The 24,273-nt window shown below is 69.9% G+C and carries 25 protein-coding genes; 9 read left to right on the plus strand and 16 right to left on the minus strand.

Going from position 1 to position 24,273, the window contains the following annotated elements:
• Positions 1 to 7: 7 nt before the first annotated feature.
• The gene (locus tag SSP08S_RS29615; RefSeq protein WP_019071275.1) at positions 8 to 1,867 is read right to left on the minus strand and encodes a M1 family aminopeptidase; all 1,860 of its coding nucleotides are present in this window, start codon (positions 1,865 to 1,867) and stop codon (positions 8 to 10) included.
• A gap of 292 nt (positions 1,868 to 2,159) precedes the next feature.
• Between SSP08S_RS29615 and SSP08S_RS29620 the strand changes: the two genes are divergently transcribed.
• Genes SSP08S_RS29620 through ppk2 form a run of 3 tightly spaced genes read left to right on the plus strand, consistent with a single transcriptional unit; the run spans position 2,160 to position 4,506 of the window.
• Positions 2,160 to 3,314, plus strand: a complete 1,155-nt coding sequence (locus SSP08S_RS29620) for an inorganic phosphate transporter (RefSeq protein WP_019071276.1) — start codon at positions 2,160 to 2,162, stop codon at positions 3,312 to 3,314.
• A 17-nt stretch (positions 3,315 to 3,331) separates the two neighbouring features.
• On the plus strand, positions 3,332 to 3,565 hold the full coding sequence (locus SSP08S_RS29625; RefSeq protein ID WP_019071277.1) for a hypothetical protein: 234 nt from the start codon (positions 3,332 to 3,334) through the stop codon (positions 3,563 to 3,565).
• A 50-nt stretch (positions 3,566 to 3,615) separates the two neighbouring features.
• On the plus strand, positions 3,616 to 4,506 hold the full coding sequence (ppk2, locus tag SSP08S_RS29630; RefSeq protein WP_019071278.1) for a polyphosphate kinase 2: 891 nt from the start codon (positions 3,616 to 3,618) through the stop codon (positions 4,504 to 4,506).
• Between the two features lie 24 nt (positions 4,507 to 4,530).
• On the opposite strand, the gene SSP08S_RS29635 is transcribed toward ppk2, so the two are convergent.
• Both SSP08S_RS29635 and SSP08S_RS29640 read right to left on the minus strand, forming a co-directional pair.
• Positions 4,531 to 4,917 (minus strand): luciferase domain-containing protein, encoded by a 387-nt coding sequence (locus SSP08S_RS29635; RefSeq protein WP_019071279.1) that lies wholly within the window; start codon positions 4,915 to 4,917, stop codon positions 4,531 to 4,533.
• Between the two features lie 113 nt (positions 4,918 to 5,030).
• Positions 5,031 to 6,317 (minus strand): aspartate aminotransferase type Ic, encoded by a 1,287-nt coding sequence (locus SSP08S_RS29640; protein WP_019071280.1) that lies wholly within the window; start codon positions 6,315 to 6,317, stop codon positions 5,031 to 5,033.
• Positions 6,318 to 6,464: 147 nt separating this feature from the next.
• Here SSP08S_RS29640 and SSP08S_RS29645 point away from each other — a divergent pair, with 147 nt between their 5' ends.
• Both SSP08S_RS29645 and SSP08S_RS29650 read left to right on the plus strand, forming a co-directional pair.
• Positions 6,465 to 7,943 (plus strand): AlkA N-terminal domain-containing protein, encoded by a 1,479-nt coding sequence (locus tag SSP08S_RS29645; protein WP_019071281.1) that lies wholly within the window; start codon positions 6,465 to 6,467, stop codon positions 7,941 to 7,943.
• Between the two features lie 12 nt (positions 7,944 to 7,955).
• Entirely contained in the window at positions 7,956 to 8,444 is a 489-nt protein-coding gene (locus SSP08S_RS29650; protein WP_019071282.1) for a methylated-DNA--[protein]-cysteine S-methyltransferase, read from the plus strand.
• Here the strand turns inward: SSP08S_RS29650 and SSP08S_RS29655 are convergent.
• Complete coding sequence (locus SSP08S_RS29655) at positions 8,441 to 9,169, minus strand: SIR2 family NAD-dependent protein deacylase (RefSeq protein ID WP_019071283.1); 729 nt, start codon at positions 9,167 to 9,169, stop codon at positions 8,441 to 8,443. The two genes, SSP08S_RS29650 and SSP08S_RS29655, sit on opposite strands and share 4 nt — an antisense overlap.
• A 43-nt stretch (positions 9,170 to 9,212) precedes the next feature.
• A complete protein-coding gene (locus SSP08S_RS61910; protein WP_158697225.1) occupies positions 9,213 to 9,407 on the minus strand; it encodes a hypothetical protein in 195 nt (64 codons plus the stop codon).
• A 66-nt stretch (positions 9,408 to 9,473) separates the two neighbouring features.
• Here SSP08S_RS61910 and SSP08S_RS29660 point away from each other — a divergent pair, with 66 nt between their 5' ends.
• On the plus strand, positions 9,474 to 9,674 hold the full coding sequence (locus SSP08S_RS29660; RefSeq protein ID WP_019071284.1) for a type II toxin-antitoxin system VapB family antitoxin: 201 nt from the start codon (positions 9,474 to 9,476) through the stop codon (positions 9,672 to 9,674).
• A gap of 27 nt (positions 9,675 to 9,701) precedes the next feature.
• Here the strand turns inward: SSP08S_RS29660 and SSP08S_RS29665 are convergent, their stop codons facing one another.
• Together SSP08S_RS29665 and SSP08S_RS29670 are read right to left on the minus strand one after the other, a co-directional pair.
• Complete coding sequence (locus tag SSP08S_RS29665; RefSeq protein WP_019071285.1) at positions 9,702 to 10,199, minus strand: NUDIX domain-containing protein; 498 nt, start codon at positions 10,197 to 10,199, stop codon at positions 9,702 to 9,704.
• Positions 10,196 to 11,053 carry a helix-turn-helix transcriptional regulator gene (locus tag SSP08S_RS29670; protein ID WP_026178935.1) on the minus strand — a complete coding sequence of 286 codons (858 nt, stop codon included), beginning with the start codon at positions 11,051 to 11,053 and terminating at the stop codon, positions 10,196 to 10,198. The genes SSP08S_RS29665 and SSP08S_RS29670 overlap by 4 nt, the downstream gene beginning before the upstream one ends.
• A gap of 101 nt (positions 11,054 to 11,154) precedes the next feature.
• Between SSP08S_RS29670 and SSP08S_RS56165 the strand changes: the two genes are divergently transcribed.
• On the plus strand, positions 11,155 to 12,045 hold the full coding sequence (locus SSP08S_RS56165) for an SDR family NAD(P)-dependent oxidoreductase (RefSeq protein WP_019071287.1): 891 nt from the start codon (positions 11,155 to 11,157) through the stop codon (positions 12,043 to 12,045).
• On the opposite strand, the gene SSP08S_RS29680 is transcribed toward SSP08S_RS56165, so the two are convergent.
• On the minus strand, positions 12,014 to 12,571 hold the full coding sequence (locus SSP08S_RS29680; RefSeq protein WP_019071288.1) for a TetR/AcrR family transcriptional regulator: 558 nt from the start codon (positions 12,569 to 12,571) through the stop codon (positions 12,014 to 12,016). The genes SSP08S_RS56165 and SSP08S_RS29680 overlap by 32 nt on opposite strands.
• Positions 12,572 to 12,705: 134 nt before the next feature.
• On the opposite strand from SSP08S_RS29680, the gene SSP08S_RS29685 reads away from it, so the two are divergent.
• The gene (locus tag SSP08S_RS29685; protein ID WP_019071289.1) at positions 12,706 to 13,725 is read left to right on the plus strand and encodes an NAD-dependent epimerase/dehydratase family protein; all 1,020 of its coding nucleotides are present in this window, start codon (positions 12,706 to 12,708) and stop codon (positions 13,723 to 13,725) included.
• Here SSP08S_RS29685 and SSP08S_RS29690 read toward each other — a convergent pair.
• Positions 13,722 to 14,795, minus strand: a complete 1,074-nt coding sequence (locus SSP08S_RS29690) for an ADP-ribosylglycohydrolase family protein (protein WP_026178936.1) — start codon at positions 14,793 to 14,795, stop codon at positions 13,722 to 13,724. The genes SSP08S_RS29685 and SSP08S_RS29690 overlap by 4 nt on opposite strands.
• Before the next feature lie 198 nt (positions 14,796 to 14,993).
• On the opposite strand from SSP08S_RS29690, the gene SSP08S_RS29695 reads away from it, so the two are divergent.
• Positions 14,994 to 16,112: a glycerate kinase gene (locus SSP08S_RS29695; protein ID WP_019071291.1), complete on the plus strand. Its 1,119-nt coding sequence runs from the start codon at positions 14,994 to 14,996 to the stop codon at positions 16,110 to 16,112.
• Positions 16,113 to 16,369: 257 nt separating this feature from the next.
• On the opposite strand, the gene pssA is transcribed toward SSP08S_RS29695, so the two are convergent.
• The 7 genes from pssA to ccrA form a co-directional block, all read right to left on the minus strand.
• Positions 16,370 to 17,191: a CDP-diacylglycerol--serine O-phosphatidyltransferase gene (pssA, locus tag SSP08S_RS29705; RefSeq protein ID WP_019071292.1), complete on the minus strand. Its 822-nt coding sequence runs from the start codon at positions 17,189 to 17,191 to the stop codon at positions 16,370 to 16,372.
• A 22-nt stretch (positions 17,192 to 17,213) separates the two neighbouring features.
• Positions 17,214 to 17,870, minus strand: a complete 657-nt coding sequence (locus tag SSP08S_RS29710; RefSeq protein ID WP_019071293.1) for a phosphatidylserine decarboxylase — start codon at positions 17,868 to 17,870, stop codon at positions 17,214 to 17,216.
• A 169-nt stretch (positions 17,871 to 18,039) separates the two neighbouring features.
• Complete coding sequence (locus tag SSP08S_RS29715; RefSeq protein WP_019071294.1) at positions 18,040 to 19,245, minus strand: acyl-CoA dehydrogenase family protein; 1,206 nt, start codon at positions 19,243 to 19,245, stop codon at positions 18,040 to 18,042.
• Between the two features lie 2 nt (positions 19,246 to 19,247).
• Positions 19,248 to 19,760 carry a MaoC family dehydratase gene (locus SSP08S_RS29720; protein WP_019071295.1) on the minus strand — a complete coding sequence of 171 codons (513 nt, stop codon included), beginning with the start codon at positions 19,758 to 19,760 and terminating at the stop codon, positions 19,248 to 19,250.
• Between the two features lie 5 nt (positions 19,761 to 19,765).
• Positions 19,766 to 20,737, minus strand: a complete 972-nt coding sequence (locus SSP08S_RS29725; RefSeq protein WP_019071296.1) for an HpcH/HpaI aldolase/citrate lyase family protein — start codon at positions 20,735 to 20,737, stop codon at positions 19,766 to 19,768.
• Positions 20,734 to 22,761 (minus strand): protein meaA, encoded by a 2,028-nt coding sequence (locus SSP08S_RS29730; protein ID WP_026178937.1) that lies wholly within the window; start codon positions 22,759 to 22,761, stop codon positions 20,734 to 20,736. The genes SSP08S_RS29725 and SSP08S_RS29730 overlap by 4 nt, the downstream gene beginning before the upstream one ends.
• A 9-nt stretch (positions 22,762 to 22,770) precedes the next feature.
• On the minus strand, positions 22,771 to 24,114 hold the full coding sequence (gene ccrA, locus SSP08S_RS29735) for a crotonyl-CoA carboxylase/reductase (RefSeq protein ID WP_019071298.1): 1,344 nt from the start codon (positions 24,112 to 24,114) through the stop codon (positions 22,771 to 22,773).
• Between the last annotated feature and the right edge of the window lie 159 nt (positions 24,115 to 24,273).

Consider the following 24,273-nt stretch of genomic DNA (forward strand, 5'->3'; position numbering starts at 1 on the left):
CCCTCCGTCAGCCGATGATGCGGTGCGTCGTCCAGAACGAGGTCAGGTCCGTGGTCGTCGCGGCCTGGGCCGCCGCCTTGAACTCGGCCGTGGTCGAGACGCCGTACCAGTGCGAAGTGGCGTAGTCCTTCAGGAGTTTGGCCATCACAGTGTCACCGAGGGTGCGGCGCAGGTCGTGCAGGGCGCACTTGCCGTAGCCGTAGACGACGGTGGAGTAGCGGGACGAGTGGGCGTCCCAGTAGGCCATCGAGTTGGTGATGTTCTCCGCCGACGACGCCCAGGAGACGTTGTTCCAGCAGTTGGTGCCGGTCAGGCCCTGGGCCAGGTCGGTGGCGTAGTCGGTGAACGCCTCGTCCAGCCAGGGGCTGTTGTACTCGTCGTCGCCGACGATGCCGTAGAACCACTGGTGGCCGATCTCATGGGTGAGGGCCGTGGTGCTGACCAGGTCGAGGACGAAGCCGGGGTACTCCATGCCGCCGAACCAGAAGTTGTTGTCGATGACGGCGTCCAACTCGCCGTACGGGTAGGCCCCGAAGCGGCCGGCGTGTGCGTCGACCGCCGACTTGGCGGTGGTGAGCATCGACTGGGCGTTGGCCGAACTGATGCCGGTGACCGAGTAGATGTTGATCGGGGTGCCCGCCGTCGACGTACCGGAGATCTTGGTGAACGGGCCCGCCGCCCACGCGAAGTCGCGGACCTTGGACGCGGTGGCCGTGGTCACCGTACGGCCGCTGGTGCCGGGGGTGTCGACCGAGGCGCCGGTGGCCGGGACCAGCAGGGTGCTCGGGTGGTCCAGGGTCACCTTGAAGTCGGCGGCCAGGGAGTAGAAGGACTCGCCGTTGTTCGTGTACGGGTCCAGGTGCCAGCCCGAACCGTCCTTGATCGCGAGGACCGGCAGCGCGTTGCCGATCATGCTGAACGCGCCGTCGTAGCCGAACCGGTCCGCGCCGCTCGGGACGGTGATCCCCAAGTCGAAGCCGATCGTGGTGGATTGACCCTGTGCGAGCGGGGTCGGCAGCGCGATCTGGAGGGCCGTGCAGGCGACCGAGAGGGCGCCCGCGGTGCCGCCGGTGACGTTCGTGACGGTGATCGGCGGGGCGGTGCAGGTGCCGTGGTAGTTGTCCCACAGCCGCAGGTACACCTCGGTCAGCGGGGTCGCCGACGCGTTGGTGAAGGTCGTGCTCTCGTGGCCGGTCCACACCGTGCCGGCGGTGTTGCTGCTCAGGCTCACGGTGTACGCCGGGGCGGCCGGCGTGCGCGTCGAGTCGGCCGGCGGGGCCGTGTCGCCCGAGGTGTTGAGGGCGATGTCGTCGACGACGAAGCTCGTCTGGAGGCTGGAGTCCTCCACGCCGGAGAAGGCGAGGCTCACGGTCTGGCCGGCGAACGACGACACGTCGAACGACTTCTGGACGTAGCCGGTGGCCTTGTTCAGGTTCGAGTACGTCGCGAGGGTCGTGCTGCCGATCTTCGCCGTGAGCTTGTCGTACGCGGTCGACGAGGTCGTCTCGGCGGTGTCGATGTGCAGCCAGAAGGTGAGCGTCGCGCTGGCGCAGCCGGACGGGATCGTCACGCTCTGGGACAGCGTGTCGGTGTGCGTGCCGCCGGTGCCGTCCAGCCAGGCGAAGCTGGTGCCGGCGTGGGCGCTCTGCCCGGTGCGGCTGGTGATGACGGTCGTCGAGGACTGGGTCCAGGACGAAGTGCCGCTCTCGAAGCCGCCGTTGGCGACCACCTGCGCCGGGGTGCAGGCGGCGGCCACGGGGGCCGCGGACGGTGCCGCGGCGGCCGGGGTGACGGGGAGCGACAGGGCGGCCACTGCCGCGACGGCGAAGACGCCGGCGGCCAGGGCCTTGTGGGGGGTCGGTCTCACACGGAACTCCTTATACGGCGGCCGGGATCCCGGCCTGCTCGGTGGCCGCCCGGCCGGACTGGGTGTGCCGGTGGGTGGCCTCGGGAACGCGCGTAGCTGGTGCGTGATCGCGGGGGAAGCTTCGCAGATTTGACCGGGCCATGCCATAAAAAGAAGGAAGTGTGCGCATGAAGTGGAGGAAGGTGCGAACGAGGGCCGGAGGGTGCCGTACGTAGGCCCACGTTGACCGGGCCATGCCTGGATTTGGCCTCCGGTTGGCCGAATGTACGCCTTCGATTGCTTCCATCGAGCGATGGACCACATCACGTTCCTCGTGGCGGTCGTCATCGTCACGGCCTTGGCCTTCGACTTCACCAACGGATTCCACGACACCGCCAACGCGATGGCGACGTCCATCGCCACCGGGGCGCTGAAGCCCAAGACGGCGGTTCTGATCAGTGGAGCTCTCAACATCGTCGGCGCCTTCCTCTCCACGGAAGTCGCCAAGACGATCTCCGGCGGCATCGTCGACGACACCCTGGTCACGCCGGGGATGATCTTCGCGGGGCTCGTCGGGGCGATCCTCTGGAATCTCCTGACCTGGCTGCTCGGGCTCCCGTCCAGCTCCTCGCACGCCCTCTTCGGTGGCCTGATCGGTGCCGTCTGGGTCGGCGCGGGCTCCAACGGGGTCCACTTCGACAAGGTCGTGGAGAAGATCCTGATCCCCGCGGTGGCCTCCCCGCTCGTGGCCGGAATCGCCGCTCTCCTCGCCACCTACCTGGCCTACAAGATCACCGCACGGGCCCGCAAGGAATCGGTCACCAAGGGCTTCCGGCTCGGCCAGATCGCCTCGGCCTCGCTGGTCTCCCTCGCACACGGCACGAACGACGCCCAGAAGACGATGGGCGTCATCACCCTGACCCTGATCTCCGTGGGCGCGCTCGGCCACGACGCCGGTCCGCCGGTGTGGGTCATCGCCTCGGCGGGACTCGCGATCGGCCTCGGCACCTACATCGGCGGCTGGCGCATCATCCGCACGATGGGCAAGGGCCTCACCGACATCCAGTCCCCGCAGGGCTTCGCCGCCGAGGCCGCCTCCACCACCGTCATCCTCACCTCCGCCCACCTCGGCTTCGCGCTCTCCACCACCCAGGTCTGCTCCGGCGGCATCCTGGGCGCGGGCCTCGGCCGGCGCCTCGCCGAGGTCCGCTGGGGCACCGCGGGCCGCATGGTCATCGCCTGGCTGGTCACCCTCCCGGCCGCCGCCGCGGTCGGCGGTCTGTCCGCGACCGTCGTCAAGCACGGCGGCAACCTCGGTACGGCCCTGATCGCGCTGATCGCCGCCGCCGTGGCCGGATTCATCGTGATCGCCTCGCGCCGCAACCCCGTGCACGCCGACAACGTCAACGAGACCCACGAGGTCACCATCCGCGGCGGCGCGTCCACCGACGTCCGTACGGCCGCCTGAATCAAGGGAGTTGAGCCATGAGCCTGGACTGGAACGCCCTCGGCGAGGTCTTCGCGGTGAGTGTCGGAGTGACCGTAGGCGTGGTCGTCGTCTTCGCGCTGGGGGTGCTCGGCATCGCCCAGGTCGAGACCGCCCGCGAACAGGACGGCGGCACCCACGCGCTCGGATTTGCCCAGGCGGGGTTGTGCTTTCTCGCCTGCGCGGCTGTCGTGGCATACGGCATATATCTCATCGTGCCGCAGTTCCACTGAATACCGCCGATGCCACTGATCAACCGAACACCATCGAGAAGGAGGCCGGGATGACTGAGCTGTTGTCGGGGCTGCGCGTCGACTACACGGACCAGGACGACCCGGTGCTGATCCGGCCCGACGGCAGCCCGGTGGACACCTGGCGCGAGAACTACCCGTACGAACAGCGCATGGAGCGCAAGGAGTACGACTGGCACAAGCGGCTCCAGCAGATCGAACTGCTGAAGCTGCAGCGCTGGATCAAGGAGACCGGACGCCGGCTCGTCATCGTCTGCGAGGGACGGGACGCGGCCGGCAAGGGCGGCACCATCAAGCGGTTCACCGAGCACCTGAACCCGCGCGGCGCCCGCGTGGTCGCCCTGGAGAAGCCGAGCGAGCGCGAGAGCGGGCAGTGGTACTTCCAGCGCTACGTCCAGCATCTGCCGACCGCCGGCGAGATCGTGCTGTTCGACCGGTCCTGGTACAACCGGGCCGGCGTGGAGCGCGTGATGGGGTTCTGCTCCGAGGACGAGTACCGCCGCTTCATGCGCCAGGCCCCGCTGTTCGAGCGGATGCTGGCGGACGACGGCATCGACCTGATCAAATTCTGGTTCTCCGTCTCACAGGGTGAACAGCGCACCCGTTTCACGATCCGCCAGGTGGATCCCGTACGGCAGTGGAAGCTCAGCCCGATGGATCTGGCCTCGCTGGACCGCTGGGACGACTACACCGCCGCCAAGGTCGCCATGTTCCGGGAGACCGACACCGAGCATGCCCCCTGGACCGTGGTGAAGAGCAACGACAAGAAGCGCGCCCGCGTCGAGGCCATGCGCAGCGTGCTGGCCCGCTTCGACTACGCCGACAAGGACGACGAGGTCGTCGGCAGCCCCGACCCACGCATCGTGGGCGCGGCGGCCACCCTGCTGGAGGCGGGGGAGGACGACACGGCGGCGGTGTTCTAGGGGCGAGGTCCTTTTGGACCGGTCCTAGTCGCCGTCCCGCGGCACCAGTGTCACCCGGTGGAAGTTGCAGCCGGTCATGGGCGGGTTCCCGGAAGGGGGCCCGCCCGCATGTGCCTTGAGGGCGACGCTGACCAGGCTCAGCAGCAGGTCGACGTCCGTCTCGCAGTCCAGGTGGACCGTCACCCAGCGGGAACCCGGGATGATCCGGATCGCCGTCGACTCGCTGAGATCATGATGGAACCGGAGGATGGCCCCGACGGTGAGATGCAGGTCCACATCGTGGTCGGAGTGGAAATGCACGATCTCGCTGTGGACGGACCGCAGCGCCCGCCCCGTGCCGCAGCTGGCCGGGCCCGGACTGAGGTCGGGCCAGCCTGTCAGTCGCTGCATGGCTCTCTCGGCCAGGGTCATGTCCCCATCGTGGACTGCTCACCGCTTCGCAACCAGAGGTTGAGCGATTTGTAACCGTGGCGTGAGGTACCGCACACCTCTGGAGCATCAGGTGTGCGGTGCCTCGCACCGGGTCAACTCGCGTCCGCCACCAGCTTTTCGTAGCCCACGAGCCGTACGCAGGTGGCCACCCCGTCGATGATCTCCTCGATCTCCGAGGCGTCCGGGAAGGAGGGGGCGATCCGGATCGTACGGTCCTGGGGGTCGTCGCCGTACGGATGGGTGGCGCCCGCCGGCGTGAGGGCGAGACCGGCGTCCGCCGCGCGGCGCACCACCTCGCGGGCGCAGCCCTCGGGGACGTCGAGGGTGATGAAGTAACCGCCCCTGGGCGTCGACCAGGTGGCGAGACCGGTGTCGCCCAGCCGGTCGGCGAGGATGCGCAGCACGGTGTCGAACTTCGGCCGCAGCAGCTCACGGTGCTTGCGCATATGGGCGCGCACGCCGTCGGGATCGCGCAGGAACATCGCGTGCCGCAGCTGGTTGACCTTGTCGGGTCCGATGGAGCGCTTGGCGCTGTAGCCGCGCAGCCAGGCCACGTTGGCCGGGGACGAGCCGAAGAACGCCACGCCCGCACCGCCCAGCGTGATCTTCGAGGTGGACCCGAAGACGAAGACCCGGTCGGGACTGCCGTGTTCGGCGCAGGCCGCCAACAGGTCGGCGATCTCCACCTCCTCGTCGGTGAGGTGGTGCACGGCGTAGGCGTTGTCCCAGAAGATCCGGAAGTCGGGCGCCGCCGTCGGCATCGCGGCGAGCCGTCGTACGACCTCGTCGCTGTAGCAAGTGCCGTCCGGATTGCTGTACTTGGGCACGCACCAGATGCCCTTGACCGCCGGGTCCGCGGCGACCAGCCGCTCCACCACGTCCATGTCGGGACCCTCGGCGGTCATCGGCACCGGGATCATCTCGATGCCGAAGCGCTCGCACAGCGCGAAGTGCCGGTCGTAGCCGGGGACCGGGCACAGGAACGCGACCCGCTCCTCGTCCGCCCAGCGGCCCGCCGCCCCGGGAAGCGTGCCGAGCAGCGCGTGCACCAGACAGTCGTGCATCAGCTCCAGGCTGGAGTTGCCCACGGCGAGCAGCTGCCCGGCCGGTACCTGGAGGAACCCGGAGAAGATCTCCCGCAGCTCCAACAGCCCTTCCGCGCCACCGTAGTTGCGGCAGTCCGTGCCGTCGGCGGAGGTGTAGCGGTCGCCGGGCAGCGAGAGCAGTTCGGCGGACAGGTCGAGCTGTCGCGCGGACGGCTTGCCGCGGGTCAGGTCGAGCGACAGCTTCTTCGTGAGGAGGGCTTCGTAGTCGCTCCGGGCCGCGTCGAGGCGGGCCGGGAGGGAATCGGCGCTGTGCGAGAGTGAGGGAGGGGTCACGGAGGTCGACGCTACAAAGCCGGGTCTCACACCACAAACCGATATGCCCGGCCCTCACCGGCACGGACCCGGGAGAGGGCCAGGCCACGCGACGTCGATGTCGGATTCCCGCCAGCCCCGGCCCGGCCCGTATCGGATGCTGGACACATGCAGAACGGGATGCACACCGACACGGAGCGCTGTGTGCGCGCGGTCCAGTCCAAGGACGCGCGCTTCGACGGCTGGTTCTTCACGGCCGTCCTGACCACCCGCATCTACTGCCGGCCCAGCTGCCCGGTCGTACCGCCCAAGCCCGAGAACATGACGTTCTACCCGAGCGCGGCGGCCTGCCAGCAGGCGGGTTTCCGCGCCTGCAAGCGCTGCCGCCCCGACACCAGCCCCGGCTCCCCGGAGTGGAACCAGCGGGCCGACCTGGTGGCCCGCGCGATGCGCCTCATCGCCGACGGCACCGTGGACCGCGAGGGCGTCCCCGGCCTCGCTTCCCGCCTCGGCTACAGCACCCGGCAGATCGAACGCCAGCTCCTCGCCGAACTCGGCGCCGGCCCCCTCGCCCTGGCCCGCGCCCAACGCGCCCAGACAGCAAGGCTGTTGATCGAGACGACCGCGCTCCCGATGGCGGAGATCGCCTTCGCCGCCGGCTTCTCCTCGATCCGCACCTTCAACGACACCGTGCGCGAGGTCTTCGCCCTGACGCCGAGCGAGCTGCGCAACAGGCGCCCGAGGACGACCGTCCTCACCCCCGGCACACTCACCCTCCGCCTGCCGTTCCGCGCCCCGCTCAACCCCGACAACCTCTTCGGCCACCTGGCGGCGACCGCCGTACCGGGCGTGGAGGAGTGGCGGGCCGGCGCCTACCGCCGCACCCTCCGCCTCCCCTACGGCCACGGCATCGCGTCCCTCACCCCCTGCTCCGACCACATCGCCTGCCGCCTCACCCTCAGCGACCTGCGCGACCTCCCCGTGGCCATCAGCCGCTGCCGCCGCATGCTCGACCTGGACGCGGATCCGGTCGCGGTGGACGACCAGCTGCGGACCGATCCCGTTCTGGCACCGCTGGTGGACAAGGCACCGGGCCGACGCGTCCCGCGCACGGTCGACGAGGCCGAGTTCGCCGTACGGGCGGTCCTCGGCCAGCAGGTCTCCACGGCGGCGGCCCGCACCCACGCGGCCCGCCTGGTCACCGCCCACGGCGAACCGGTCGACGACCCCGAGGGCGGCCTGACCCACCTCTTCCCGTCCCCGGAGTCACTGGCGGCGCTGGCCCCCGAGTCCTTGGCGATGCCGCAGACCCGCCGCACCACCTTCGCCACCCTGATCGCCCAACTGGCCGACGGAACCCTCCACTTGGGAGTGGAGAGCGACTGGACGGAGACACGAGCCCAGCTCCTGGCCCTCCCCGGCTTCGGCCCCTGGACGGTCGACGTCATCGCCATGCGCGCCCTCGGCGACCCCGACGCCTTCCTCCCCACCGACCTCGGAATCCGGCGCGCCGCACAGGAGTTGGGCCTCCCGTCGACCCCGGCCGCGCTCACCGCCCGCGCGGCGGCGTGGCGGCCGTGGCGGGCGTACGCGGTCCAGTACCTGTGGGCGACGGACACCCACCCGATCAACTTCCTGCCTGTGTAAGGGAAAACAGAAGTGACGAAGCACCACACCGTGATCGACAGCCCCTACGGCCCCCTGACCCTCGTCGCGGACGACGACGGCACCCTCTGCGGCCTCTACATGGTCGACCAGCGCCACCGCCCCCCGGAGGAATCCTTCGGCACCCCCGACGACACCCCCTTCACCGAGGCGACCGCGCAACTACAGGCGTACTTCGCGGGCGAGTTGAAGGAGTTCACCCTCGAACTGCGCCTGCACGGAACCCCGTTCCAACGCACCGTCTGGGACCAGCTGCGCCGCATCCCCTACGGCGAGACCCGCTCCTACGGCGACCTCGCCGACGCCCTCGGCAACCCGGGCGCCTCCCGCGCGGTCGGCCTCGCCAACGGCAAGAACCCCATCGGCATCATCGTCCCCTGCCACCGGGTCGTCGGCGCGAACGGCAGCCTCACGGGCTACGGCGGCGGCCTGGACCGCAAGCAGCGACTGCTGGACTTCGAGAGCGGGGCGGCGCTCTTCTAGACGCCCCGCAGGGTCCGCAGCAGTTCGGGCAGCGCCGTCCCGATCGGCTCCCGTACGACCTCGTCGGCTTGCTCGTCGTAGGGCGTCGGCTCGGCGTTGACGATGATCAGCCGGGCCCCGTGATCGGCGGCGACACCGGCGAGTCCGGCGGCGGGGTGGACCTGGAGGCTGCTGCCGACGGCGATGAAGACCTGGCAGGCCTTGGTGATGGCCGCGGCCTCGCCGAGGACGACGGGGTCGAGCCGTTCGCCGAAGAAGACGGTCGCCGACTTCAGGATCCCGCCGCACTCCAGGCACGGCGGATCCGCCTCGCCGGCCGCGACCCGGGCGAGGGCGTCCTGCATCGGGCCGCGCGCATGGCATCCGGTGCAGCTGAACTCCCGTGCCGTGCCGTGCAGTTCGAGCACCTTGCGGGCGGGCAGGCCGGCGAGCTGGTGCAGCCCGTCGACGTTCTGCGTGATGACCCGCACGGGTACGCCGGACTTCTCCAGCTCGACGATCGCCCGGTGCGCGGCGTTCGGCTCGGCCTGGAGCGCGCGGTTGTCGCGCCGCATCTGCCACGACCGGCGCCGGATCTCCGGGTCGCCCATGTAGTACTCGTACGTCACGAGTTTCTCGGCCTCGGGATCCTGGCGCCACAGCCCGTTCGGACCGCGGTAGTCGGGGATCCCCGAGTCGGTGGAGATACCCGCGCCACTCAGGACGGCGACGAGAGGCTTGTTCATGGGCCGAGGGTAGGTCGCCCGGGCGCCGGGAGGCGAACGGATATCAACTGCCCGTCGCCCAGCGGGTCGCCGCGATCGGGCCGGCCAGTACGGCGGGGCCCGTCCACCACCGGCCCGTGATCCGCCGCACGGACGGCAGCGAACACACCCCACCACCGCACCGGCGGCACCGATCGCGAGGACGCGAGAACACGATCCCGGCGTACGCGTCGTCGTCCACGGGGGCAGGACTGGTCATCGGTGCGGTGGGTTCCTCGCCTCGTACGGATGTTCGGGGCGCGCCCGCAGGTGCTGGCGTCCGCCCATGGCCAAGGTGAACGTCTCGCTCGACGCCGCGCTCGTCGTGGAAGTCATGGTCCTTGCGGGCGTGAGCAACCCGCAGGACGCCGTCGAGCTCGTCGTCCGCGACTACATCCAGCGCGGCCACCGCACCGAGGCCAGGGCCGAGGCACGCGACGACGCGCGGCGCGAGGTGGACGTCAAGCCCCGCGAGGTCGAGGGCTGAGAGCCGGCGGGGCCGTCGGGAAGGGGCTCAGCCCACCCGCCGTCCGTTCTCCAGCTCCGCCGTTCCCGCGCCCTCCGCGAGCACATCGAGCCCGACCAGGACGCGGAGCCCGAGCGAACCCGGCAGGTACTCGGGGAGTTCGTCGCGCGGGACGAGGCGCCAGGACAGGAGTTCCTCCTCCTGGAGTCGGATCGACTTGAGGTCGTTCGCGGTGAGGACTCCGCCGTCGTAGAGGTAGGCCACCAGGGGCGGGTAGTCCGGGCCGTGGTAGATCCAGTCGACGGCGAGCAGTTGGCCGAGTTCGACGTCGAGGCCGATCTCCTCCAGCGTCTCGCGGCGCGCGCCCTGGCGCGGTGTCTCGCCGTCGTCCGACTCGATGGTGCCGCCCGGAAGGGCCCAGCCCTCACGGTAGTTGGGCTCGACGAGCAGGACATTGCCCTCGGTGTCGCGGAAGAGCGCGGCGGCCCCGGCGAGGATGCGGGGGAGTCCGGCGAGGTACGTGGCGAAGTCTGGCGTGGTGGTCATTGAGGAAGGGTAACCAGCCCGCGCAGCCGTCTCTCCGACTCGCTGCCCGGCTCCGGGAAGTGACAGATCAGGCTCAGCCAGGGCGCCTCCTGCACCGCGAGCCGTACGAACGACACCTCGATGTCACCCGCGTCGGGGTGGCGGTAGTGGCGCACGGAGGAGCGGAACTCCACCACCTCGTGCGCCTCCCACAGCCGCGCGAAGTGCGGGCTGGTGGCGGTCAGTTCGTCGATCAGCTCGGCGAAGCGCGGGTTGTCCAGCTCGTACGCCGCCTGCTGCCGCAGCAGACCGGCCATCCACTCCGTCTCCGCCTCCCACTCGGGCATCAGGGCGCGGACCCCGGGTTCCCTGAACAGCAGCCAGGCGCTGTTGAGTTCACGGCGCGGCCGGTCGAGGAGGGCGGCGCCGAGGACGGCCTCCTGGGCCCGGTTCCAGGCCAGGACGTCGAAGCAGCGGTCGATGACGAACGCCGGGTTCGGCATCAGCGTGTCGAGGAACGCCCGTACGGCGTCCGGTACTTGGAGCGACCGCTCGGCGGGTTCGGGCGCGGCCCTGCCCGCCAGCCGGAACAGGTGCGCCCGTTCCACCTCGTCCAACTGCAGCGCCCGGGACAGCGCGAGCAGGATCTGCGGGGAGACATTGATGTCACGGCCCTGCTCCAGCCACGTGTACCAGGTCAGGCTGACACCGGAGAGGAGGGACACTTCTTCGCGGCGCAGACCCGGAGTTCGGCGCCGGCCGCCCGCCGGCAGCCCCGTCCCGTCCGGATCGGCACGCTCACGGCGGGACCGCAGGAAGGCGGCGAGCGCCTTGCGGCCGTGATCCCCGGATTCTGGTGGTGGTGTTGCCGGCACCAGTTAATTCTGCACTCTTCAAGTGGGCGGCGACCCGGCGCAGGGTGAGAGGGACACCGGACTCCATGGTGGTCTGAACTCCCTTGTGAAAGGCGGCCCTTGTGGCTGAGCTTCCCCTGTCCACTCCCCGCACCGTCCTGGTCACCGGCGCCACCGGCGGCGTCGGCTCCGCAGTCGCCCGCGCCCTGCACACCGCCGGCTGGACCGTGTACGCCGCCCACCGCCGCCCCGAGGACGCGGAAGCGCTCCGGGACGCCGGCTTCACCCCCGTCCGGCTCGAACTCACCGACGAGGACTCCGTGTTCGCCGCGGCCGAGCAGATCGGGTCGCGACTCGACGGACTCGTGAACAGCGCCGCGATCATGGGCCAGGGCCCCGTCGAACTGACGCCCACCGAGGCCTGGCGCCGCCAGTTCGAGATCAACGTCATCGGCCAGGCGACCGTGATCCGCGCCTTCCTGCCCGCGCTACGGGCCTCCGGCGGCCGCATCGTCAACGTCGGCGCCGTCTCGGCCCGTGTCCCGCCGCCCTTCTTCGGCCCCATCGCCGCCTCCAAGGCCGCGCTCGCCGCACTCACCCACTCCCTGCGCGCGGAACTCCGCCACCAGGGCGTCAAGGTCACCCTCGTCGAACCCGGCGCCATGGACACCCCGATCTTCGCGACGGCGGACAAGGCGAGCACGGACCTGGGCTGGGCGGGCTCGGCCAAGACCCAGGAGCACTACGCCCGCGCCCTGGACGCCGTACGCGCGACGGCCGCCCGCCAGCAGCTCGGCCCGGTCGCCCCCGCCGTCGACGCGGTCGTGCGCGCCCTCACCGCCCGCCGCCCGGCGACCCTCACCACCACCGGCCGCGACGGCCGCGCCCTCGCCCTGCTGCGCTTCCTGCCGGACGGGCTGCGGGACCGGCTGGTGCTGAAGGCGTTCGGCGTGACGGCGGACTCGTTCGAGGACGCGCCCCTCACGGAGTCGCCCGCAGCCCGTCCACGATGAGCTCGAGGATCCGCCCGGCCCGCGCCTCCGAGCCCGGCCGCGCCGGATCGATCCGCCACAGCACGCTGAGCTGAAGCAGCACGTCCTCCGGATCGATCCCGGACTTCAGCGAACCGTCGGCGGCCCCGGCCTTCAGGAGTACGTCGATCGCGGCCACGAAGGGCGCGAAGTACTCGTCGTCCGCGCCCCCGTCGGTCGCCGCGTGGATCACCTCGGCGACGCCGTACTTGAGCCGCCCGTAGTGGGCGACCTCTTCTAGCCAGAGTCGTAGCGCCGCGAGGGGCGGATGCTCGGCCAGCAGCACGGGCGCGCGGTCGATCAGGTGCTGGATGTCGTGCCGGTACAGCTCCAGGATCAGCGTCTCCCGGGTGGGGAAGTGCCGGTAGAGCGTCCCGATGCCGACGCCCGCCTGCTTGGCGATCGCGGTGAGGGAGGCGGTGCTCGACGCGGCGATGGCCTCGCGGGCGACGGTCAGGATGCGCTCCCGGTTGTCGAGAGCGTCGCGGCGGGTCGGTTTCGGGTTCACGGGTGCGGGTCGTCCGTCCGGTGTGGGATTGCTGAGCGGAGGGTCCTCCGGTACGTTGACGGATGTACCGGAGGGTCCTCCGTTTCGCTCGCCATTCTGGCACACCCCCACCCGACACCGCAGGGAGCACCGTCATGCCCGAACTCGTCCTGGTCACCGGAGGCAGCGGCTACATCGCCGGCTGGTGCATCGCGGAACTGCTGCGCCGCGGCTACGACGTCCGTACGACCGTCCGTGCCGAGGGCAAGGAGCGCGCGGTCACCGACGCCGTCGCGACCGTCGCCGACCCCGCCGGGCGGCTGGGCTTCGCCGTCGCCGACCTCACGGCCGACGAGGGCTGGGACGCCGCGCTCAAGGGCGTCGACCTCGTCCTGCACGTCGCCTCCCCGCTCGGCGCCGCCTCGGACGACCCCGAGGTCCTGATCGCCCCGGCCCGCGACGGCGCGCTGCGCGTCCTGCGCGCGGCCACCGGGGCGGGCGTACGACGCGTCGTGCTGACCTCGGCCGCGAACGCCGCGAGCCCCTCGTCGTACGCCTCCGAAGGCGTCACCGACGAGACGCTGTGGACCGATCCAGAGGACCCGACCCTCATCCCGTACCGCCGCTCGAAAACCCTCGCCGAGCGGGCCGCCTGGGACTTCATGAGCGGCTACGACGGTCCGACCGAGCTGACCACCGTGCTCCCCGGCGCCGTCTTTGGACCGGTCCTCACCACCGCGAACATGGGCTCCGTCGGCATCATCGCGCGCATGGTGAGCGGCAGGATGCCGGGCGTCCCGCGCATCGGCCTCGAAGTCGTGGACGTCCGGGACCTGGTCGACGTACACCTCCGGGCGATGACCTCACCGGAGGCCGCCGGTCAACGTTTTCTGGCCACCGGGGAGTTCGTGTGGATGGAGGACATCGCGCGCACCCTGCGCGAGGGCCTCGGCGAGCACGGCCGTACCGTCTCCACGCGCCGCCTCCCGGACTTCGCGGTCCGGTTCGCGGCCCGCTTCTTGGACCGGTCCCTCCGTGAGATCACCCCCGCGCTCGGCCGCCGCAACCGCCACAGCACGGAGAAGGCCCGCCGCGTCCTCGGCTGGGAACCGCGCCCGGCCCGGGAAGCAGTCCTCGACTGCGCGCGGAGTCTCATCGACCATGGGGCCGTCTAGCGGTCCGCGACCGCCAACTGCACGGTCCGCTCGGCCAGTTCACTGATCCGCACTCCGTCGAACCCGAACACCGCACTGCGCACGGTGTTTTCGAGCGGGTCCTTCCACTGCCCCGGGATCGCGTCGGCGCCGTTCAGCACGCCGGCGACCGAACCGGCGGTCGCGCCGTTCGAGTCGGTGTCGAGGCCGCCGCGGACGGTGAGGGTGATGGTGCGGGTGAAGTCGCCGTCGCCGTAGAGGAGTCCGGCCGTCAGGACCGCCGCGTTCGGGATCGTGTGGATCCAGCCGAGGCCCGGCGTCTCCTCGGAGAGTGTGGTGAGCGTGTCCTCCCAGGTCATCCGGGTCTCGTGCAGCGTGAGCACCCGGCGTACCGTGCGCGCGAGGCGGCAGCCCGGCGGGATCACGGTCAGCGCCGTGTCCAGGGCGTGCCGCACGGTCGGTGCCGTGAACGCCGCAGAGATCAGGGCGGCGGCCCACATCGCACCGTAGACACCGTTGCCCGTGTGGGACAACACGGCGTCCCTGCGCGCCAGTTGGGCCGCGCGGCGCGGGTCGCCCGGGCTGGTCCAGCCGTAGATGTCGGCCCGGATCAGGGCGCCGATCCACTCCTGGTAGGGGTTGTCGTGCGTGGCCGTCAGCGGCGGTTTGAGTCCGTTGGCGAGGTTGCGGTAGGCGGCGCGCTCGGCCGTGTACGTCTGGAGGTACGGAAGGCGCAGCAGCCACAGTTCGCCGACCTGCTCGGTGCTGAAGCCGAAGCCGTGGGTCTCCAGGAGGTCGAGGCCGAGAATGGCGTAGTCGACGTCGTCGTCACGGCAGCTGCCGTGGATCCGGCCGCGCACGCACCGCTGCCACTCGGGGCGCAGCTCGAAGCCGTCGTCCTCGCCGGCCGGCTCGGGCAGGTAGTCGGTCAGCGGCAGGGCGGCGGCCCGCCAGAGGTAGCGGTCGATGCGGTCGCGGGTCCACAGGTCGCCCTGCTCGACCGGCTTGCCGAGCATGTTGCCCGCGATCCGGCCCAGCCAGCCCCCGAGGACACGGTCCGCGAGCACCTGCTCAGTACCTACTGGGGTCATGTCTCCGGTCTACCCGATTCCGGGCCCGGCAGCGGCACAGCGGACGCTCAGCCCGGTCCCAGCGTTCGGTCGGGGCATGACGGCGGGGGCGTCGGCCGGTTAGGGTCGCAAGCGGCGCGACTGGCCCTGAAGTGTGCGGGGCCCGTAGAGCAAGGGGATCGCAAGGTGGCGGACGCTGCACAGAGGGGCACCCACAGGGTGCTCATCGCCGCGGACAAGTTCAAGGGGTCGCTGACGGCCGTGCAGGTCGCCGAGCGGGTGACGGCAGGGCTGCGCCGGGTCGTACCCGATCTGGAGGTCGCGGCGATGCCGGTCGCCGACGGCGGCGACGGCACGGTGGACGCGGCCGTCGCGGCCGGGTTCGAGCGACGGGAGATACGGGTCGCCGGGCCCCTCGGCGACGAGGTCACCGCGGCCTTCGCGGTCCGCGGCGACACGGCCGTCGTGGAGATGGCCGAGGCCAGCGGACTGCAGAGACTCCCCAAGGGCGTCTTCGCCCCGCTCACCTCCTCGACGTACGGCTCCGGCGAACTGCTGCGGGCCGCGCTCGACGCGGGCGCCCGCACGATCGTGTTCGGCGTCGGCGGCAGCGCCACGACCGACGGCGGCGCGGGCATGCTCTCCGCGCTCGGCGCGCGCTTCCTGGACGCGGACGGCGAACCGGTGCCCCCGGGCGGCGGCGCCCTGATCGAGCTGGCCTCGGCGGACCTCTCCGGCCTCGACCCGCGCCTCGCCTCCGTCGCCCTCGTCCTCGCCAGCGACGTCGACAACCCGCTCACCGGCCCCAAGGGCGCCGCCGCGGTCTACGGCCCCCAGAAGGGCGCCGCACCGGACGACGTGGACGCCCTCGACGCGGCCCTCGGCCACTACGCGAAGATCCTGGAGGAGACGATCGGCGCCCGGGCCGCCGAGTACGCCGTCGCACCCGGTGCGGGCGCGGCCGGCGGCATCGGTTACGGCGCGCTCCTCCTCGGCGCCCGCTTCCGCCCCGGCATCGAGGTCATGCTCGACGTCCTCGGCTTCGCCTCCGCCCTGGAGGGCGCCACCCTCGTCATCACCGGCGAGGGCTCCCTCGACGAACAGACCCTGCACGGCAAGGCCCCGACCGGCGTCGCCGCGGCGGCCCGTGCCGAGGGCAAGGAGGTCGTAGCCGTCTGCGGCCGCCTCGCCCTGCCCCCTCAGGCCCTCGGCCACGCGGGCATCCGCCGTGCCTACCCCCTCACGTCCGTCGAACCGGACGTGGTGAAGTGCATCGCGGACGCGGGGCCGATCCTGGAGCGGGTGGCGGAGAACATCGCCCGGGACTTCCTGGTCTGAGTCCCGCCCGAGGAACGCCGAAGGGCCCCGGCCAAGTGGCCTGGGCCTCCCTCGACACGTCGTACGACCGGCGCGGCGACTGCTCGACGCCGGTCACTCTCAGCCCGTCCGGCGTCTGAGGACGAGGCCAGTTCAGGGCCGAAGCGGGGGTCCGGGGCCGCAGCCCCAGGCAGGGCCCGCACCAATGCCGGGCGCCGACACGACGAAGGGCCCCGAGTCACATGGCTCGGGGCCCTTCGTTCCGTCTGCTACGACCGCTACGGCAGCTGTGCGGCTCGCGCCTCACGCCTGTTGTCGCGGAAGGTGTTCACGCGGCGGGCCGTCGCGAACAGGGGGATCACCGCGCCCATGACCAGCTGGAGCGCGCAGCCCGTCTGGAGGAGGAGCTGGCCGCTCGGGGCGTCGAACGCCCAGGCCGCCAGCAGGCCCATCGACAGGACGATCCAGGCGAGCATGGCCACCGCGAGGCGACCGCGCGGCTTCGGGTACTCGACCCGGCTCACCATCAGCCAGGCGGTGCCCAGGATCGCCAGGAGCGTCGCCACGAAGGGCAGCTCCAGGAGCACGATCGAGACCACCGTCAGCGCGCCGAACGGGGAGGGCATGCCCTGGAACATGCCGTTCGGCGGGGTCACGCACGAGAAGCGGGCGAGTCTCAGCACCACGGCCAGCAGCACCACGATCGCGCCGACCGCGGCCACTCTCTGGTGCGCGTCGTCCGCGACCATGCCGTAGACGAGGACGAAGTACGCCGGTGCGAGGCCGAAGCTGATCAGGTCCGACAGGTTGTCCAGCTCCGCGCCCATGGGGGAGGAGCGCAGCTTGCGGGCGACGAGGCCGTCGAAGAGGTCGAAGACCGCCGCGCACAGCATCAGGATGACCGCGGTGGCCGCGCTGTGGCGGGCCATGCCGGTCGACTCGTCGTTGCCCGTCAGGTGCGGGATCAGGATGCCGGTGGTGGTGAAGTACACCGCCATGAAGCCGCAGGTGGCGTTGCCGAGGGTGAGGGTGTCCGCTATTGAGAGGCGGAGAGAAAGAGGCATCTCCTCCTCGTCGTCCACCTCGTCCGCCTCGGGCACCCAGCCCGCCTGTGTCTCCGGATCAATCACGGTCAATGCGAGTCACCCCAGCCACCGTCTTCTGACCGACCTCCACGTCCACCTCGACACCCTCGGGGAGGTAGATGTCGACACGCGAACCGAAGCGGATCAGTCCGATGCGCTCGCCCTGCTCGACCTTCGTGCCCTGCGGGACGTAGGGGACGATGCGGCGGGCGACGGCGCCGGCGATCTGGATCATCTCGATGTCACCGAGCTCGGTGTCGAAGTGCCAGACGACCCGCTCGTTGTTCTCGCTCTCCTTGTTGAACGCGGGAACGAAACCGCCCGGGATGTGCTCGACCGAAGTCACCGTGCCGGAGAGCGGCGCGCGGTTGACGTGGACGTTCAGCGGGCTCATGAAGATGGCGACGCGGGTGCGACCGTCCTTCCACGGCATGATGCTCTGCACCACACCGTCGGCGGGCGAGATGACCCGGCCCGGGGTGATCTCGCGCTCGGGGTCGCGGAAGAACCACAGCATGCCCGCCGCGAGCGCGGTGGCGGGTACGGCCACGGCCTTGGCGGCGCCGGACTTGCGCGCACGTACCAGGCTGAGGGCTGCGGTGGCGACGGTCGGCAGGAGCCACGGCGATGCTCCGCGCGCGAGGCGTACGCCTGCCAGGCTGTCGCGTGGTGCAGAGGTTTGGCTGTGGGGCATGGATGACCTTCGTAGCGGATGATGCCGCACTGTAACGGGGGACGGCGGCTTTCCCGGGATCGTACCGGTCGTGGGCCACAACTGGCTAAGCCAGTAAGTCGAGTCGGCGGCTGAAGAGCGTTGACGGGGTGTGATCTTCTTCTCGAAGAAAACACCCCGAAACGGACAATCAGCCCTGGAATCGATACTCTTCGAGCAACCTGCGCCCGATGATCATTTTCTGGATTTCGGCGGTACCTTCGCCGATCAACAGCATCGGCGCCTCGCGGTAAAGGCGTTCGATCTCGTACTCCTTGGAGAATCCGTACCCGCCGTGGATCCGGAAGGCGTCTTCGACGACCTCCTTGCAGTACTCGGAGGCGAGGTACTTCGCCATCCCTGCCTCAAGGTCGTTTCGTTCGCCGGAGTCCTTTTTGCGTGCCGCATTTACCATCATCGCATGGGCGGCCTCGACCTTGGTGGCCATCTCCGCCAGCTTGAACTGGATCGCCTGGTGCTGGGCGATCGGCTTCCCGAACGTGTGACGCTGCTGCGCGTAGGAGACGCCCAGTTCGAAGGCACGCTGAGCGACGCCGCAGCCACGCGCCGCCACATTCACGCGGCCCACCTCGACTCCGTCCATCATTTGGTAAAAACCTCGGCCGGTTTCCCCGCCGAGCACGCGGTCGGCCGGGATCCGCAGGCCGTCCATGATCAACTCGGTGGTGTCGACGCCCTTGTAGCCCATCTTGTCGATCTTCCCGGGGATGGTGAGACCGGGCCGCACCTCACCGAAACCGGGCTCCTTCTCCACCAGGAAGGTCGTCATCGACTTGTGCGGCGCGGTGCCCTCGGGGTGCCCTTCGTCACTGCGCACGAGTACGGCGACGAGCGATGACGTACCGCCGTTCGTCAGCCACATCTTCTGACCGGTCAGGACGTATTCGTCACCGTCCTTGACCGCCTTCGACGTGATCGCCGAGACGTCCGAGCCGAGCGCCGGCTCCGACATCGAGAACGCGCCCCGGATGTCGCCCGCCGCCATGCGCGGCAGGAAGTGGTCCTTCTGCTCCTGCGTGCCGTGCTGCTTGAGCATGTACGCCACGATGAAGTGGGTGTTGACGATCCCGGAGACCGACATCCAGCCGCGCGCGATCTCCTCCACGCACAGGGCGTACGTCAGCAACGACTCGCCCAGGCCGCCGTACTCCTCCGGGATCATCAGGCCGAAGAGGCCCAACTCCTTGAGCCCGTCGACGATCTGCTGCGGATACTCGTCGCGGTGCTCCAGCTCGGTGGCGACCGGGAGGATCTCCTTGTCCACGAAGTCGCGGACGGTGGACAGGATTTCCCGCTGGATGTCGGTGAGACCGGCGGTCTGGGCGAGTCGCGCCATGGCTACTTCTCCTGCTCCTTGAGCTGGGGGCGGCCGGGCTGCTCGCCGCCGCGCTCCTTGATGTACGTCTCGGTCGGCACCATCACCTTGCGGCGGAACACACAGACCAGCGTGCCGTCCTGCTTGTAGCCCTTGGTCTCGACATAGACGATCCCGCGGTCGTTCTTGGACTTCGACGGCGTCTTGTCGAGGACCGTCGTCTCGCCGTAGATCGTGTCCCCGTGGAAGGTCGGCGCCACGTGCTTCAGCGACTCGATCTCCAGGTTGGCGATCGCCTTGCCCGACACGTCCGGCACCGACATGCCCAGCAGCAGCGAGTAGATGTAGTTCCCGACCACCACGTTCTTGCCGAAGTCCGTCGTGTTCTCGGCGTAGTTGGCGTCCATGTGGAGCGGGTGGTGGTTCATCGTCAGGAGACAGAAGAGGTGGTCGTCGTACTCCGTGACCGTCTTCCCGGGCCAGTGCTTGTAGACCGCGCCGACCTCGAACTCCTCGTAGGTGCGTCCGAACTGCATGGTGCTCAGGCCTCCGGGGCTTCGAACGTGGACGTGCGCTGCATACCGGCGGCCCGGCCCTTGCCCGAGATGACCAGCGCCATCTTGCGGCTGGCCTCGTCGATCATCTCGTCGCCGAGCATCGCCGAGCCCTTCTTGCCGCCGGCCTCGGACGTGTAGTAGTCGTACGCGTCGAGGATCAACTCGGCGTGGTCGAAGTCCTCCTGGGACGGCGAGAAGATCTCGTTGGACGCCTCGACCTGGCCCGGGTGCAGCACCCACTTGCCGTCGAAACCGAGTGCCGCGGCCCGCTGCGCGACCGCGCGGTAGCCGTCGATGTTGCGGATCTGGAGGTAGGGGCCGTCGATCGCCTGGAGGTTGTTGGCGCGGGCGGCCATCAGGATCTTCATCAGGATGTAGTGGTAGGCGTCCGCCGGGTAGCCGGGCGGCTGCTCGCCCACGACCAACGACTTCATGTTGATCGACGCCATGAAGTCGGCCGGGCCGAAGATGATCGTCTCGACACGTTGACTGGCTTGAGCGATCGCATTGACGTTGTTGAGTCCCTGCGCGTTCTCGATCTGCGCCTCAATACCGATCTTGCCGACCTCGAAGCCCATCGTCTTCTCGATCTGCGTCAGCAGCAGGTCCAGCGCGACGACCTGCTGGGCGTCCTGCACCTTCGGCAGCATGATGCAGTCGAGGTTCTGGCCCGCGCCCTCGACGACCGTGACGACATCGCGGTACGTCCACTCGGTCGTCCAGTCGTTGACGCGCACGACCCGCGTCTTGCCCGTCCAGTCGCCCTCGTTGAGGAACTTGACGATGGTGTGCCGCGCGTCGGGCTTGGCCAGCGGCGCGCACGCGTCCTCCAGGTCCAGGAAGACCTGGTCGGCCGGGAGGCCCTGCGCCTTCTCCAGGAAGCGCGGGTTGCTCCCCGGTACGGCGAGACAGGAGCGCCGCGGACGGAGCCGGTTCACGGGGGCGGGCGTGGTCATGCGGGGACCTCCAGGGGGTCGAGCTTGTTCGCCTTCCGGATCTCGTCGACGATGCGGCCGATGATTCCGGTGATGTCGAAGTCCTTCGGGGTGAAGACCGCGGCGACCCCGGCAGCCCTGAGCTGCTCGGCGTCGCCATTGGGGATGATCCCACCGGCGATGACAGGTATGTCTGTGGCACCGGCCACACGGAGCCGTTCGAGGACGTCCGGCACCAGCTGGGCGTGCGAGCCGGACAGGATGGACAGGCCGACCGCGTGCACGTCCTCGGCGAGGGCCGCGTCCACGATCTGCTCCGGGGTCAGCCGGATGCCCTGGTAGACCACCTCGAAGCCGGCGTCACGCGCGCGTACGGCGATCTGCTCGGCGCCGTTGGAGTGCCCGTCCAGGCCCGGCTTGCCGACCAGGAAGCGCAGTTTGCCGACGCCCATCTCGCGCGCCGTCAGATCCACCTTGCGGCGGACCCCGGCCATCGCCGAGCCCTCCTCGGCGGGGACCGCGACCGGCGCCGACGAGACGCCCGTGGGCGCCCGGAACTCCCCGAACACCTCCCGCAGGGCCCCGGCCCACTCACCGGTCGTGACACCGGCGCGGGCGCACTCCAGGGTGGCCTCCATGAGGTTGTCGGTGTCCTTGGCGGCCTCCTTCAGCCGCTCCAGCGCCTTGCACGGGCGCGGGTGGTTGAAGGGCGGCTGGTAGCGCGTGTCCCGCCAGTGCTGCAACGACGCGATGACCCGGGCCTCGACGGCCGGGTCGACCGTCTGGATCGCTTGATCAAGGTCGGCCGTGAGTGGATTGGGCTCGGTCGTGTTGAAGATGTTGACTCCGACGATCTTCTCTTGACCGGACTCAATACGGCCCCGCCGCTCCGCGTGCGAGGACACGAGCTGCGACTTCAGATAGCCCGACTCCACGGCGGCCATCGCGCCGCCCATCTCCTCGATGCGGTCGATCTCCGCGAGGGACTCCTCGACCAGGGAGGCCACCTTCGCCTCGATGACGTGCGAGCCCTCGAAGATGTCCGCGTACTCCAGCAGGTCGCTCTCGTACGCCAGCACCTGTTGCATGCGCAGCGACCACTGCTGGTCCCAGGGGCGGGGGAGCCCCAACGCCTCGTTCCACGCCGGGAGTTGGACGGCACGCGCGCGTGCGTCCTTCGACAGCGTCACGGCCAGCATCTCCAGCACGATCCGCTGGACGTTGTTCTCCGGCTGCGCCTCCGTCAGGCCGAGCGAGTTGACCTGGACGCCGTAGCGGAACCGGCGCTGCTTCGGGTCCTCGATGCCGTAGCGCTCGCGCGTGATCTCGTCCCAGATGCGGCCGAAGGCGCGCATCTTGCACATCTCCTCGATGAAGCGGACGCCCGCGTTCACGAAGAAGGAGATACGGGCGACGACATCGCCCTTGCGGTCCTCGGGGATCTGCCCGGACGCGAACACCGCGTCCAGGACGGCGATCGCGGTGGACATCGCGTACGCGATCTCCTGGACCGGTGTCGCTCCCGCCTCCTGGAGGTGGTAGCTGCAGATGTTGATCGGGTTCCACTTGGGGATGTGGTTGACCGTGTAGCAGATCATGTCGGTCGTCAGCCGGAGCGAGGGCACCGGCGGGAACACGTGCGTGCCCCGTGACAGGTACTCCTTGACGATGTCGTTCTGGGTCGTCCCCTGGAGCTGGGTGATGTCGACGCCCTGCTCCTCGGCGACGACCTGATAGAGCGCCAGCAGCCACATGGCGGTGGCGTTGATCGTCATCGAGGTGTTCATCTGGTCCAGGGGAATGTCCTGGAACAGCCGGCGCATGTCACCGACGTGGGCCACCGGCACGCCGACCCGGCCGACCTCGCCGCGGGCGAGGATGTGGTCGGAGTCGTAGCCGGTCTGTGTCGGCAGGTCGAACGCGACCGACAGACCGGTCTGGCCCTTGGCGAGATTGCGCCGGTACAACTCGTTGGACGCCTCTGCCGTGGAGTGACCGGCGTACGTGCGCATGAGCCACGGCCGGTCTTTCTGGCGCTCAGTCATCAGCGGACCTCAGATGTTCCGGAAGCGGTTGATCGCGTCGATGTGCTGGGCGCGCTTCTCCTCGTCGCGCACACCGAGGCCCTCCTCGGGGGCGAGGCACAGGACGCCGACCTTGCCCTGGTGGAGGTTGCGGTGGACGTCGTAGGCGGCCTGGCCGGTCTCCTCCAGGGAGTACACCTTGGAGAGCGTCGGGTGGATCTTGCCCTTGGCGACCAGCCGGTTGGCCTCCCACGCCTCGCGGTAGTTGGCGAAGTGCGAGCCGATGATCCGCTTCAGGGACATCCACAGGTAGCGGTTGTCGTACTCGTGGTTGAACCCGGAGGTCGAGGCGCAGGTGACGATCGTGCCGCCCTTGCGGGTGACGTAAACGCTTGCGCCGAAGGTCTCGCGGCCGGGGTGCTCGAAGACGATGTCCACGTCCTCGCCGCCGGTGAGCTCGCGGATCCGCTTGCCGAACCGCTTCCACTCGCGCGGGTCCTGGTTGTGCTCGTCCTTCCAGAACCGGTAGTCCTCGGCGTTGCGGTCGATGATCGCCTCGGCGCCCATCGCGCGGCAGATGTCCGCCTTCTGGGGTGAGGAGACGACACAGATGGGGTTGGCGCCGCCCGCGAGCGCGAACTGCGTGGCGTACGAGCCGAGTCCGCCGCTCGCGCCCCAGATCAGGACGTTGTCGCCCTGCTTCATGCCGGCGCCGTTGCGGGAGACCAGTTGCCGGTAGGCGGTGGAGTTCACCAGGCCCGGGGCGGCGGCCTCCTCCCACGACAGGTGGTCCGGCTTGGGCATCAGCTGGTTGGACTTGACGAGCGCGATCTCGGCGAGCCCGCCGAAGTTGGTCTCGAAGCCCCAGATGCGCTGCTCGGGGTCGAGCATCGTGTCGTTGTGGCCGTCGCTCGACTCCAGCTCGACGGACAGGCAGTGCGCGACGACCTCGTCACCGGGCTTCCAGGCGTTGACGCCGGGGCCGGTGCGCAGGACGACGCCCGCGAGGTCGGAGCCGATGATGTGGTACGGCAGGTCGTGCCGCTTGGTCAGCTCGCTGAGCTTGCCGTAGCGCTCGAGGAAGCCGAAGGTCGACAGCGGCTCGAAGATCGAGGTCCACACGGAGTTGTAGTTGACGCTGGACGCCATCACGGCCACCAGGGCCTCGCCCGGGCCGAGTTCGGGCACCGGGACGTCGTCCAGGTGGATCGACTTGCGGGGGTCCTTGTCGCGGGTGCTGAGGCCCGCGAACATGTCCGTCTCGTCCTTGTGCACGGTGATCGCGCGGTACGACTCGGGGAGCGGCAGGGCGGCGAAATCGGCCGGAGTCGAGTCCGGCGACTGGATCGCGGCGAGGATGTCCTTCACGGTCACGGTGTTGCCTCCGGCGAAGTGCGCCCTGAGGGAGGGGCGCCGATGGTTACGTCGGTGCTGCTGCTGAGGGTGGGTGGAGAGGTGCCGTCGGTTCGGCGGGTGGTGCTTCGGCAGCGCTTTGTGGCGCGGGAGGGTGCCTGTGACGCAGGCGTCCGGGCG

It is taken from the genome of Streptomyces hokutonensis (assembly GCF_000376565.1).
Taxonomy (GTDB): domain Bacteria; phylum Actinomycetota; class Actinomycetes; order Streptomycetales; family Streptomycetaceae; genus Streptomyces; species Streptomyces hokutonensis.

What these genes read in the sequence shown, in the direction of transcription:
- SSP08S_RS29685 (WP_019071289.1), top strand. Translation starts at nt 12,706, where the DNA reads ATGCCCGAACTCGTCCTGGTCACCGGAGGCAGCGGCTACATCGCCGGC.
- SSP08S_RS29655 (WP_019071283.1), bottom strand. Translation starts at nt 9,169, where the DNA reads ATGAACAAGCCTCTCGTCGCCGTCCTGAGTGGCGCGGGTATCTCCACC.
- SSP08S_RS29660 (WP_019071284.1), top strand. Translation starts at nt 9,474, where the DNA reads ATGGCCAAGGTGAACGTCTCGCTCGACGCCGCGCTCGTCGTGGAAGTC.
- ppk2 (WP_019071278.1), top strand. Translation starts at nt 3,616, where the DNA reads ATGACTGAGCTGTTGTCGGGGCTGCGCGTCGACTACACGGACCAGGAC.
- SSP08S_RS29715 (WP_019071294.1), bottom strand. Translation starts at nt 19,245, where the DNA reads ATGGCGCGACTCGCCCAGACCGCCGGTCTCACCGACATCCAGCGGGAA.
- SSP08S_RS29725 (WP_019071296.1), bottom strand. Translation starts at nt 20,737, where the DNA reads ATGACCACGCCCGCCCCCGTGAACCGGCTCCGTCCGCGGCGCTCCTGT.
- SSP08S_RS29730 (WP_026178937.1), bottom strand. Translation starts at nt 22,761, where the DNA reads ATGACTGAGCGCCAGAAAGACCGGCCGTGGCTCATGCGCACGTACGCC.
- SSP08S_RS29665 (WP_019071285.1), bottom strand. Translation starts at nt 10,199, where the DNA reads ATGACCACCACGCCAGACTTCGCCACGTACCTCGCCGGACTCCCCCGC.
- SSP08S_RS29710 (WP_019071293.1), bottom strand. Translation starts at nt 17,870, where the DNA reads ATGCCCCACAGCCAAACCTCTGCACCACGCGACAGCCTGGCAGGCGTA.
- SSP08S_RS29625 (WP_019071277.1), top strand. Translation starts at nt 3,332, where the DNA reads ATGAGCCTGGACTGGAACGCCCTCGGCGAGGTCTTCGCGGTGAGTGTC.
- SSP08S_RS29635 (WP_019071279.1), bottom strand. Translation starts at nt 4,917, where the DNA reads ATGACCCTGGCCGAGAGAGCCATGCAGCGACTGACAGGCTGGCCCGAC.
- SSP08S_RS29690 (WP_026178936.1), bottom strand. Translation starts at nt 14,795, where the DNA reads ATGACCCCAGTAGGTACTGAGCAGGTGCTCGCGGACCGTGTCCTCGGG.
- SSP08S_RS29645 (WP_019071281.1), top strand. Translation starts at nt 6,465, where the DNA reads ATGCAGAACGGGATGCACACCGACACGGAGCGCTGTGTGCGCGCGGTC.
- SSP08S_RS29720 (WP_019071295.1), bottom strand. Translation starts at nt 19,760, where the DNA reads ATGCAGTTCGGACGCACCTACGAGGAGTTCGAGGTCGGCGCGGTCTAC.
- SSP08S_RS61910 (WP_158697225.1), bottom strand. Translation starts at nt 9,407, where the DNA reads ATGACCAGTCCTGCCCCCGTGGACGACGACGCGTACGCCGGGATCGTG.
- SSP08S_RS29620 (WP_019071276.1), top strand. Translation starts at nt 2,160, where the DNA reads ATGGACCACATCACGTTCCTCGTGGCGGTCGTCATCGTCACGGCCTTG.